The sequence below is a fragment of the Pseudomonas poae genome (assembly GCA_028869255.1).
Classification (GTDB): domain Bacteria; phylum Pseudomonadota; class Gammaproteobacteria; order Pseudomonadales; family Pseudomonadaceae; genus Aquipseudomonas; species Aquipseudomonas poae_C.
Map to the genome: position 1 here is coordinate 701,342 of CP110972.1, position 11,900 is coordinate 713,241.

The 11,900-nt window shown below is 60.6% G+C and carries 6 protein-coding genes and 1 pseudogene; all 7 read right to left on the reverse strand.

Annotation, left to right across the window (positions count from 1 at the left end; genetic code table 11):
- Positions 1-98 precede the first annotated feature (98 nt).
- Positions 99-1,664, reverse strand: coding sequence for a PAS domain-containing methyl-accepting chemotaxis protein (locus tag LRS56_03330; protein WDU63594.1), 1,566 nt, complete (start codon positions 1,662-1,664; stop codon positions 99-101).
- Positions 1,665-1,757: 93 nt separating this feature from the next.
- Positions 1,758-2,939 (reverse strand): glycosyltransferase family 4 protein, encoded by a 1,182-nt coding sequence (locus LRS56_03335; protein WDU63595.1) that lies wholly within the window; start codon positions 2,937-2,939, stop codon positions 1,758-1,760.
- A gap of 2 nt (positions 2,940-2,941) precedes the next feature.
- Positions 2,942-4,138 (reverse strand): glycosyltransferase family 4 protein, encoded by a 1,197-nt coding sequence (locus LRS56_03340; GenBank protein WDU63596.1) that lies wholly within the window; start codon positions 4,136-4,138, stop codon positions 2,942-2,944.
- A 20-nt stretch (positions 4,139-4,158) separates the two neighbouring features.
- A complete protein-coding gene (locus LRS56_03345) occupies positions 4,159-4,914 on the reverse strand; it encodes a hypothetical protein (protein WDU63597.1) in 756 nt (251 codons plus the stop codon).
- 4 nt (positions 4,915-4,918) lie between these two features.
- Positions 4,919-9,265, reverse strand: coding sequence for a methyltransferase domain-containing protein (locus LRS56_03350; GenBank protein WDU63598.1), 4,347 nt, complete (start codon positions 9,263-9,265; stop codon positions 4,919-4,921).
- On the reverse strand, positions 9,258-10,529 hold the full coding sequence (gene wecC / locus LRS56_03355; protein ID WDU65685.1) for a UDP-N-acetyl-D-mannosamine dehydrogenase: 1,272 nt from the start codon (positions 10,527-10,529) through the stop codon (positions 9,258-9,260). The genes LRS56_03350 and wecC overlap by 8 nt, the downstream gene beginning before the upstream one ends.
- A 30-nt stretch (positions 10,530-10,559) precedes the next feature.
- A pseudogene (gene wecB, locus LRS56_03360) lies at positions 10,560-11,678 on the reverse strand (UDP-N-acetylglucosamine 2-epimerase (non-hydrolyzing)).
- Positions 11,679-11,900 lie beyond the last annotated feature (222 nt).

Here is an 11,900-nt window from a genome sequence, read left to right on the forward strand (position 1 = left end):
TCATCGCAGGCAAGCCAGCTCCCACATTTGACTGTATTCACACATACACATGTGTGAACCCGATCCAGTGTGGGAGCTGGCTTGCCTGCGATAGCGGTCTATCGGTTAAACCGCTCTACCAGCGAGTACTGGGTATTGGCGGTATGGGTCAGCTCCTCACTCAACTGCGCCGAGTTCAACGCCTGTTCCGAGGTCTGATCCGCCAGCAGCGCAATGGTGCTGATATTGCGGCTGATTTCCTCGGCCACCGAGCTTTGCTCTTCGGTCGCGGCGGCGATCTGGGCGGTCATGTCGGTGATATGCGCTACCGCCTCACTGATCCCCACCAACGCCTGATCCGCTTCCATCACCCGCGCCACGCCTTCTTCGGCCTGGCGATGCCCGGCGTCCATGGTTTGCACGGCGGCGGCAGCGGTGTGCTGCAGCTTGGCGATCAGAGTATGGATCTGCCCGGTGGATTCGGCAGTGCGCTGCGCCAGTTGGCGGACTTCGTCAGCCACAACCGCAAAGCCACGGCCCATTTCGCCGGCGCGGGCCGCTTCGATGGCGGCGTTCAGCGCCAGCAGGTTGGTCTGGTCGGCAATGCCTTTGATCACGTCGACCACGCCGCCGATCTCATCGCTGTCCTTGGCCAGCTGGGTCACGGTCACGCCGGTCTCGCCCACCGCTACAGACAGACGCTGAATCGCCTCGCGGGTTTCGCCGGCGATATCACGGCCACGACCGGTCAGGCGATTGGCTTCCTGGGTCGCGTCGGCGGTGCGCTGTACATGGCTGGCGACTTCCTGGGTGGTCGCCGCCATCTGGTTGACGGCGGTGGCCACCTGCTCGGTTTCCACGCGCTGGCGTTCCAGGCCGCTGGAGCTGTTATGCGCCAGGGTGTTGGACTGCGCAGCCTGGTCGTTGAGGTGCTCGGCAGTGTCCTGCAAGCGCGTAAGGCAGGTCTTCAGACGCGCCTCCTGGCTGAGGATCGACATTTCCAGGCGCGCCTGGGCGCCACGGCTGTCGGTGTACATCTGCGCGATCAACGGGTCGGAGGTCGTCTGCTCGGCCAGGCGCAGCAAGCGCTTGAGGCCACGCTGTTGCCAGCTCAGGCCGAGCAGGCCCAACGGCACCGACAACCCGGCCGCCAGGGCAAAGCCCCAGTGGGAGTTGAGCGACGCACCGATCATGAAGCTCAACTGGCTCACCAGGATAAACGGCAGCCAGTCCTGCAACACCGGCAGCCACTTGTCCCGCTGGGGAACGGCCGACTTGCCCTGGTTGATGCGTTGGTAGAGCGCTTCGGCCCGGCGGATCTGCTCGGAGGTGGGCTTGATGCGCACCGATTCGTAGCCGATCACCTGATTGCCATCGAAAACCGGCGTCACATAGGCGTTAACCCAGTAGTGATCGCCGGTCTTGCAGCGGTTCTTGACGATGCCCATCCATGGCAAGCCTTGTTTGAGCGTGGTCCACATATGCCCGAAGACCGCCGCCGGCACATCCGGGTGACGCACCAGGTTGTGCGGCGCGCGAAGCAGTTCTTCACGGGTGAACCCACTGATCTCGACAAATGCGTCGTTACAGTAGGTGATTACACCCTTGGCATCCGTGGTGGAGATCAACCGTTGCTGAGCGGGGAAGGTACGTTCGCGCTGGGTAACGGGTTGGTTATTACGCATGGTTGTTCAATCCGCAAGGCTTTCAGGGGTTATCGGCCATGGCGGGCAGTTATTTAACTTATTTTTGCAATAATCGGCCGGCCAGCGGCTAACTCATTGTTCTCTAAGTTTTCCTGTCTCGAGAATTTCCAGCGCCATTTGTTGCGCAATCGCGTTCCGCGAGTATCGCTGTATAAATGCGCTTCGGTCGGTGGCGCCCAGTTTCAGCCTGGCCAGTGCGGCAACGGCTGCGTCGGCGTCTGCGGGGGCAAATACACAAGCATTGGGGATCTGGCTCAGGGTAAACGCTTTTGGACAGCCCATCAGGCCCGCGAGGATCGGCTTTCCCGTGGCCGCGTATTCAAACAGTTTTGAGGGAATGACTTTGAAGAATGCCTGGAAACTATTGAGGTGCAAAAACAGCACGTCCGCTTGCTGATAGTAATGAATCAGCCTGTGGCGAGGCATAGGCGCAATTAGTTCGACATTTTTGATCTGTCTTTCAATCAGTGCCTCGCTTAATGCCCTTAGGGTGTTGCCGTCGCCGATCACATAAAAACAGGCAGTGTCTGCCAACTGTTCGGCCAGACCCGGCAGGATTTTTTCCAAGCCTTGGCCTGCGCCGATATTGCCTGCGTAGACAATCTTCAGCGGGCTGTTCGGCGCGCTGGGTCGATCGGGATAGAAGGGTGTTTGCAGGAATAGATCATCGACCCCGTTGGTGTGTGTTGAAAAGTGCTGATGCGGATAGCGGGCCGCGAAGTAACCCAGAAAGCCGGGTGATACCAGGTTGACCCGCGTAGCGTGCTTGAGGGTGATTTTTTCTACCCTGGAAAACACCCGCGCCAGGCATTTACCGAGCACGCCGGGAAACAGTTCGGGCAGCACATCAACGAAGATATCGCGAATATCCAGATAGAGCGGTGTGGGCTTTTTACGTGCGATTGAGGCGCCCAGCGCAGCGGTCATCAGCCGAGAAGAGGTCGCTACGATCACATCATACTGCTTGCCCTTTACCGCCTTATGCACGCCGTAAGCATAATGGGCAAACCCCCAGGCCTGGCCCCATACACCCAAACCGGGCGCCGGCAGGGCGATACGACTGATCGACAGCCCGGGCTGAGGCGGCGTGAGATCCCCGCCAGCGTCGTAGGACGGGTAGCGGTTCGGCTGGGTGGTTACCAGGTCGATCTCTACGTCACCGCCACCGTGAGTCAACAGCGCATTGACCAGGGCTTCGACGCGAAAGGCCGACAAATCCGGTGGAAAATAATAGCTCAGCAAGAGAACGCGCATGGTTATGGGCGCACCTCGGTTTTGCCGCCCAGCACGCGTTGATACAGCGCCACCAGCTTGATTTCCTGTCGTTGCCAATTCAGGTGCTGGGCCGCGATTTTTGCGTTGTAGGCCAGTTGCTGGCGTAGCGACGGATCTTCGATCAAACGCTTGAGTTCGTTGCGCAATGCCTGATCCGAGCCCGCCGGGACTAACAGTCCTATGTTATGCGCGCTGACGATCTTGCGAATCTCCGGGAAGTTCGTCGCCACGACGGGAAGCCCGGCCATGACATATTCAAACAGCTTGTTGGAGTCGGTGCTGAAGTGGTTCAGGCAGGTATTTTCCAGAGGCTGCACACCGATATCGGCTGACGCGGTATAGCTGGGCAAGTCCGCCAATGAAACGGTCGGAATAAAATGCACGCGTTCAGTCACGCCCAGTGCCTCGCTCAACGCCATCAAAGGCTGGGCCAGCCTGCCGCCGCCGATCAGCACAACGTATGCGTCGGGTAAGGTGGCCGCAACGCGTAACAAACGCTCCAGCCCGCGGCCCTGCTGCAGGCCGCCCTGATACAGAACGATGGGCCAGGGCTGGGGCAGGCCCAGCTCCTGGCGAATTCTCTGGGTGGGAATGCTGACACTCAAGCCCGGACGATTTTGCAGCACCAGCGGGCGGGCAACCCCATAGGCCCTGGCAAAAAAACGGGCCCGGGTTTGGGTGGTGGTGATCGTGGCTTCGGCCTTGGGCATCAGCCTGGATTCGATAGCGGCTACCCAGTGGCGAAAGCGTGCATAACCTTCGCGGCTGGTGCTGATTTCGTGGGCGTCATACACCAGCCTGGCGCCGCTGAGCCTGGCAGCCAGCCAGGCGGTGGGCAGGGTGTTGACGTCATGGGCATGCACCACGGCAGCGCGATGCAGGGCGATGCGCACCATCAGCCCGGCATGCACCCAGAGTCGCGAAAGGATCCGGCGCAGCGGCATCGACGGCTCGCCCGCCGGCATGCCGCTCGTGGTTGCGGGGCGCCAGCGCAGGCTGCGGGGCACCCGAATCACCTGGATACCTTCGGCCAGCAGCTCTTTGCGGCAGGTAACGCCTGGCGTATGCAAGGCAAATACGGTGACGTGGTAACCGGCCGCCTGGAGTGTTCGGGCTTGTTTCAATACGCGGGCATCATGACGAAATTCATTCCAGACGAGCATGGCGATACGGATCACGGGGGGCGGTTCCTGTGGATTTAAACAACGTTCAGCGAAGGGGGCGTGGCAGCCAGAAACATCCGATTTATTTTCGGGGCGTGGGCGTTCAGGTAAAGAATGTCGTGGGTCAGTACCTTCAATCTGCTTAAGCTTTGGCGCATGAGAATCAGGGAGATCAGCGCGACGTACAGGTGGGGAGGGGTCAGCCACAGGAAGTCGAGGATGATGAAGGCGAACGCGGCCAGAAACCCCACGGAGTAGAACGCGTCGGCGACTGTAAGAGGGTGGCGTGCCAGCACCGCGTGCACGCGTGTATTGCGGTTGTTCAAAGTGATCAGTGCGCCAGCGGCGAGGGCGCAATAGGTCAGGCTGATGGCCAATAGCGCCGGGTAGAGGTAGAGCAGCGCGGTGAAAACGATCAGGGCAAACGTGGCATCCGATAAACCCCGCGTGAACCGGGAAAACACGCTGGTCGCCAACGGAAGTTGGGTTTTCAACAGCGCAGGCTCGGCGCAGCGGTTTATAAGGGCGCGTGCACCCGTCCTTGAATATCGGGAGGCTAACAAGCCGGCTCCCAGGTAAAGCGCGTAAAAGATCAGCGTCAGCACGCCAAGCCCGATGATCAGGCAGGTTTTGTCGACGTCTTTCAACAGCAGCGGCAAATAGGCAGGGGCCGCCTCGGAGCCCAGCAGGATGACAATCTTGATCGGTAGAAAATAGGTGGTGATCAACAACACTTGCGCACAGAAGTGCGCGGCGTGCGCCATCAGCGTCGCATGCGCGGCAATGGTCAAGAAGTTATGGCCCAAGTGTACGCACCAACTGAGTGTCGACAGGATCCTGTGTTGTAAGGCTTTTGCTGGTTCGCTCACCGTGGGTTTCTCGTATAAGGCTTAGTTCGGACGCCGTGATCAATTGCATCGCTCTTTGCGCAAGCACTCGCTGCCTGGCGTTCAACGACTTTGCCCTGAAGAGTTGCGGGTTGAAAAACAGTGTCTCGATGCTCTCGCTGAGCCCGCTGAAACTCTCGGGGGGCGACAGAAAACCACAGGCATCGTCAACAAACTCGGGGATTGCCGCGACCCGACTCGTCACCGGAACCAGGCCCGAAGCCATTGCTTCATCACGCGATACCCCTTGAGTGTCCATGCGGCTGGGGCACAGAAACACCCCATAGTGTTTGTGCAGGTCGGCAATCTCGGCTTGGCTCAAGTAACGCTGGTCGATCTTTACATTCGGGTACTGGCGCAGCGGTGCGAGCGTCTCCTCAAACAAGGGCCCATCGCCAACCATCAGGAACTCAAGTTCGTTGAACCATGGCTTTGTCGCCAGCCGTTGAATGGCTTTGACGCTCAAGTCGTTGGCGTAGGTGCGTGACACGTAGGGGCGGATCGAAAGGATTTTCTTGCGCTGCTCCAGCGGTTTTTCCTGGAAGGAAAACAGGCGCGTATTGATCGGGTTATGGATGATTCGATACTGGCCCTGCGGCAACCTGAACCCCAGGTCTTCCATCACTTCTTCAGCAAACTGTTGGGATACGAATACCAACTGCAGGCTGGGTGGCATCGGGTTCAACAGGCTGCGCCAGAACCCCATGCGCCGTTCGCTGTCGACCTTGGCCAGTTGCAACTGTGCTTCATCGTCGTAGTTGTAGGCCCGGCGCCACCAGGGTTGGATCTCCGCACCGTGCACCCAGACAATCACCGCAATGCCAGGCAGGTACGGGCGCACGATTTCCCACATCTGCGGGTCGAGGAAGTGCACCAGTAGCGACTTGTAACGCCCTGCATCGAGCATGTTCGCCAAGGCGGTGCCGGGGCCGGTCATCACATCGACATTTTCAAACTCGTGGTAGCTGACCGGTTCATTCGGGCGCAGGCGAAAGACGTCGACCGCCAGCCCCTGTTCCCGGTAGGCGGTGATGCGGGTATGAATAAAGCCATTGCGGTACAGGTCGTCATAGGACGGGTAATGGTTGGTCAGCAGCAGGTGTTCGGCCCTGGTGAGCAGGGTTGATGGCTGGGTATCGCGGTGACCCTGAATCAGCGCCCTGATCGTCGTGCTGCCACTGCCGTAGGCGCGCAAGCCCAGGCGCAGGTAAGCCGCTTCCGGCGGAATATCCCAGGTCTGATTGCGGTTGGCTGGCTGCATGACATGGCTGATCCGCTGTTTCTGCGCATCCAGAAACTGCACCACCAACTGCAGGTTAAGGCCCGGGGTGGCATCGAGCAGCAGCTTCAATGCGCCGCCATTGTCGCGCAGTTGGGCAACGCTCAAATCCAGCCGGGCGTAGTGGTACTCGTGTTTTCCGTCCGCCAGGCACGAGCCGATATGCCAGGTATTATTTTCGACCTGTGTTTGCAGGCACTTGCTGCGCAGTGGGCCAAACAGTTCAGACAGGATTCGGCCGCTGGTCTGTGGGCCGCTGGTCGTGGCGTTCAGTGGCGCGATAGCTTCACTGCTGCGCTGGAGCTGATCGAGGCTGAGCCCGGTGTTCAGCTTAAGGTCGTTCACCACGTCGATGACGTGCTGTTGATCGCTGCCGGCGGCGTTTTCACAGTAATTGAAGGCGTCGATTGCGAGGGATTGCGGATGGGGGCAGGTCAGCGTCGGTAGCCTTTCCAGCCATTCACGGGCGGGTTCTTGCGCCACCAGCGAGGTACTGATCAAGGCGCGCCGCGCCGCCATCCCGCTGGCGCAGCGGTATTCCTGGCCGGGGTTTTTCAGGTGTACGCCCCGTTCGTCCGCCACATGGTGAGCCATTTTTCCGATCACCTGGGCCTTGCTGTAGCGCGTGGCCAGGGCGAGATCGATCAGGTAGTTGGGGCCGTAGTAATCCACGGCCATCAGGGCGCCCAACCACTGTGCACCGTTGGCCAGTTCGCCGAGGGTGAGTGTGCCCAGCTGCTCGCGGTCAATCAGATGCAATCGGGGATCGGTGGGCAGCGTTGTTGTCGGGTCGTTCACCACGACACACAGCGTGACGTGGGGGTAGTGTTGGCGCCGCAGGTGCTCGGTGAGCGCCTGGAGTTGGGCCTCGTTGGCTGCGTCCGCGATCAGGCAAATGGTGGGCAGCGGCACGTCCTGTTCGCGGCCTGTGACCTTGCTCATCACATAGCTCAAGCGGTGGGCGTAAGTGTGTTCCAGCATCACCTTGCGCAGGCCGGCCAGGCGCAGTCTGGCGTGCTCAGCGGGGGCGGCGAGGCGGCGTAATGCCTCCTGGCTGCTGTCGCAGCAGATCACCAGTTCCCCCAGCAGCACGCGCAAACCACGGGAAAAGTTGCTGACGGTCAGGGTGTTGGACCCCAGCAGTTCAAACACCCGGCGGGCAAACATGGATTGCGACTGTTTGATCGAGTTGAGGTTGATCGCATACCGGTAGCCTTTGTAGGCCAGGTCCATTTGCGCCGCGTCCAGCGTGCCGACGATATAGCCCTGATAGTTGGCCGCAAACGCATAGTTGGCGTCTGGTTTGCCGAGGTTGCGATCAAAAATTTCCAGTGGCCGCACGCTCGGCAAGTCGCTGACGAACCGTTCCAGATCGCGGGCGCGCTCGGTGTACCGGGTGTAGTAGGCGCCGGCGAAACAGAACGCATCTTTACGTTCAAACAGTTCGATCGGGTTGTGCGTCGCCGGTTGGCAGGCGAAGGGCAGCAGGTAGACCCGCTCATGCCCCAGCGCGCTTTTATAGCGGTGAATGCAGTCGATATCCGTGGTGAACACCTGGTCAAACTGCTTGGCGGTGCTCAGGAATGTCTCGAAATGCACCGGGTCCTCTTTGTTCCAGAACACCGTCGGCACCTTGTGCTGCCGACACCACTGCAAGACGTCGCGCAGTTGCGCGCTGTTCTGGGCGATCTTGTTGCCCCACTGGTCGTCCTTGCCGCGCCAGGCGGATTCGATAAACAGCAGGTCGGGTTGGAACGCGTGCAGCTCGGCCAGCGCCTGGTCCGGGGTGAGTTGCAACAGCTCGCTTTCATAGCGCAAGGCTTCGTGGCTGAAGGTGTCCAGCACGCAGGCAATTCTGCAAGGCTTGGCGCGGTCGTGCGGGCTGATCAACAGGTGGTCGCGTATGTGGTCGGTATCCGCCAAGGGCCTTGGGGGCGGTGTGGTGAGCAAAGGCGCGCTGCCCGGTAGCCGTGGCAAAGCTGCGGCTGTGAGTGGCGGGTGGCCTTTGCGACGTGCGCGGGCCTGCTGGTACAGATTGAACAAGGTCGCCGGCAAACGCAGGAAGGCACGGAGCGAACCCGCCGCCATTCGCAGTTGATAACCCACTTGATAGGTGGTGCTTGCCCGCGTCTTGATCAGTCGGTTTTCCAGCAGGTGGCAGCGCGTATCCGCACGCTGCAGCCGGGTGTCAAGGGCCTGTGTGTGCTGGGTGGACAGCGCGAGGTCGTGTTTGAGCTGGTGCACCTGTTCAGTGGCCGCGTGGTATTTGTGATTGGCTTGCTCCAGTTGTTTGAGGCCGGCGGCCACGCTGCCGCGCAGGCTGCGTTCGATTGACTCGAAGGCGCTTTCCAGCTTGCGGATCTGCTCCACACCCAACACGCCCGCCCCCGGCCCGGCGTTGATCGCGACCATCCCCACCCATTTGCCGAGCATTTCAACCTGCACCACTTGCAGCCGTGTGCTGAGCAATCGAAACGGCTCCAGCAGGTAGAACGTATGCTTGTGGTCGATGTAGTCATTCACCCCGAACGGCACGGTAATAATCAGTTGGCCGCCCGGTTTGAGCATCGATGCGGCCTTCTCGATAAAGGCCTGCGGGTGTATGAGGTGTTCAAGTACCTCGCTGATCACGATGCTGTCCGGCTCGGCGCCCAGGGTGTCCAGCGACAGAAAGTCCGCGTTCACATAGCGCACCTTCTGCTGCACATAGTCGGGTTCCATGCGCAGGTAATGGGCGGCCTCTTCAAGCGCCTTGGGGCTGTTATCGACGCCCGTAACCACGTGCCCCTCACGGGCCAGCAGCACCGGCAGGATGCCTTGGGAGCAGCCGATATCGAGCACCGTTTTGCCGCTGACCTGCGCGCAGATCCAATGGACCCGCACGCGTGTCTGGCGCATGAAGTCTTCACCCAGCTTGCCGTAATAGGCTTCCGTGACGCGGTCGTGGGTGTTGGCCAGCGGCAGAGGGTTATTCATTGTGGTTCGCCCGCACGCCAGCGGCATCAATCACCACACCCTGTACGGGCAGCCCTGCCATCGACTGGAACTCGCGGTGCCCCACCAGCAACACATGGATATGCGCGCTATCCCAGGCATGGGCAGCGTCGGTCAGTAGATGCCCGAGCATGTCGGCGGGCAGCGCATCAATATTCGGCTCCACCAGCAGCAGCCTTACCCCCAGCCCCCTGCCCAACTGCCGGGCGATGCCGAGCGCCGGGCTTTCGCGCAGGTCATCGATGTCCGCCTTGAACGCCAGCCCATAGCAGGCGATTTTCACGTTGTGCGTGCACAGTCCCGGTTGCTTGAACAGCAGGTCCGCCAGCGCCAGCTTGACCTGCTGGATCACCCATTGCGGCTTGCTGTCATTGACCTCGCGGGCGGTACGGATCAACGGTGCCAGGCCAGGCGTTTTACTCACGATGAACCAGGGATCGACCGCGATACAGTGCCCGCCGACGCCAGGCCCCGGCTGCAGGATATTCACGCGTGGATGATGATTGGCCAGGCGTATCAGCTCCCACGGGTCGATCTTCAACTGCGCGCAGATCATTGAAAGCTCATTGGCGAAGGCGATATTGACGTCGCGAAAACTGTTTTCAGCCAGCTTGCACATCTCGGCGGTGCGTGTGTCGGTCTCGATGCAGCGGCCCTCGACAAATTGCCGGTAGAGCCGTACGGCGGCGGCGGAACAGGCAGTGGTCATGCCACCGATGATCCGGTCATTGGTCACCAGTTCCCGCAACACATGACCTGGCAGTACACGCTCGGGGCAGTGGGCAATCCGGATATCACTGGCCTCACCATGGGTGGTCGGAAAGGTCAGGTCCGGCCGGGCAGTGGCCAGCCATTGCGCCATAAGTTCGGTGGTGCCGACCGGCGACGTCGACTCCAGCACCACCAGGTTGTGCTTTTTCAGCACCGGGGCAATGGCGCGGCTGGCGGCTTCGATATAGCTCAGGTCCGGCTCACGGTTTTCCAGGAAGGGCGTGGGCACGGCAATCAGGAAGGCATCCGCCGCTTCCGGCCGGGTGCTTGCACGCAGGTAACCCTGGCTGACCACCGAGTGCACCAGTCGGTCCAGCTCCGGCTCGACGATATGCACCTGGCCACGGTTGATGATGTCCACGGTACGCGGGTTGATATCCACGCCGACGACCTGCCGTTGATGGGCGGCAAAAATAGCGGCGGTGGGCAAGCCGATGTAGCCCAGGCCGATCACACATAGCTTCGAAACGCTCATGCCGCTGCCTCGCTTTTTGCTCCCGCTGGCGGCGAGTATTTCGCCAATGCGTTTACACGCCTTGCCGTCACCGTAGGGGTTGTGGGCAGTGCTCATGGTTCGATAAGCGGCTTCGTTGCTGAGCAGCTCTCTGAGGTGATGAGCAATGCTTGAGACCTCGGTGCCCACCAGCCTGACGGTCCCGGCGGCGACTGCTTCGGGGCGTTCGGTGGTATCGCGCATCACCAGCACGGGTTTGCCCAGCGCGGGCGCTTCCTCCTGGATGCCGCCGGAGTCCGTGAGAATCAAGTGGGCGCGGGTCATCAAGTACACAAACGGCAGGTAGTCCTGGGGCTGGATCAGATGCACATTGCGGATGCCCGCCAGCAGGCGTTGCACAGGCTCCTGCACATTGGGGTTCAGGTGCACGGGGTAAACGAAGGCGACCTGCGGGAAGCCGGCGGCGGTTTCAGCCAGGGCCTGGCAGATCCGTTCCAGGCCGCCGCCAAAGTTTTCCCGGCGGTGGCCGGTGACCAATACCATCCGCTGGCCGTGGGGCAGGAAGGCAAATTGCTGGTCCAGACGCGTGCGCAAGGGCGAGGTCGGGGCGCGCAGTTTCTTCACAACGCTGAGCAATGCGTCGATCACCGTGTTGCCGGTGACATGAATCCGTTCGGCGGCGACGCCCTCGTTGAGCAGGTTCTGCCGGGAGGTTTGGGTGGGCGCAAAATGCATCGACGCCAGGCTGCCGGTCAGGCGCCGGTTGCCTTCCTCGGGCCAGGGGGAGTAGAGGTTGTTGGTGCGCAGCCCGGCTTCGATATGCGCCACGGGTATCTGTTGGTAGTACGCGGCCAGGCTGGCGGCGAACGTGGTCGCCGTGTCGCCATGCACCAGGATCACGTCCGGCTTGAAGTCTGCCAGTACGGTTTGCAGCCCTTGAATGATTGCTGTCGTCACATCCGTCAGGTTCTGATCGGCCTTCATGATATTCAGGTCGTAGTCCGGCACGAGTCCGAACAGCTCAAGCACTTGGTCCAGCATCTCCCGGTGTTGCGCCGTGACACATATTTTCGAGTGGAAACGGTCGTCATTCGCGAGGTGGATAACCATAGGCGCCATTTTGATGGCTTCCGGGCGGGTACCAAAAATGGACAGTGTCTTGAGCGGCATGAGGATGGCTTCTTGTTTAACGGTAAATAAACGCTGCCCCTGAAACGCGGGTGCACAGCAGCCTTCAACGCAGTGCCAGGCGCAAGTGCGTGGAAACCGGGTTGTATGGGGTGTGTTGAGTACGAAGGGCCGATTCTGCCCAAAGGGGATGTGGCCGACTACTGACCGTTCGGCTAGGTAAGGACGATTGGCGGGGCGGTAAAAACGCCAAAGCCGCCTTTA

Coding starts and splice junctions, on each gene's coding strand:
- wecC (WDU65685.1), bottom strand. CDS start 10,529: ATGAGCGTTTCGAAGCTATGTGTGATCGGCCTGGGCTACATCGGCTTG.
- LRS56_03330 (WDU63594.1), bottom strand. CDS start 1,664: ATGCGTAATAACCAACCCGTTACCCAGCGCGAACGTACCTTCCCCGCT.
- LRS56_03335 (WDU63595.1), bottom strand. CDS start 2,939: ATGCGCGTTCTCTTGCTGAGCTATTATTTTCCACCGGATTTGTCGGCC.
- LRS56_03350 (WDU63598.1), bottom strand. CDS start 9,265: ATGAATAACCCTCTGCCGCTGGCCAACACCCACGACCGCGTCACGGAA.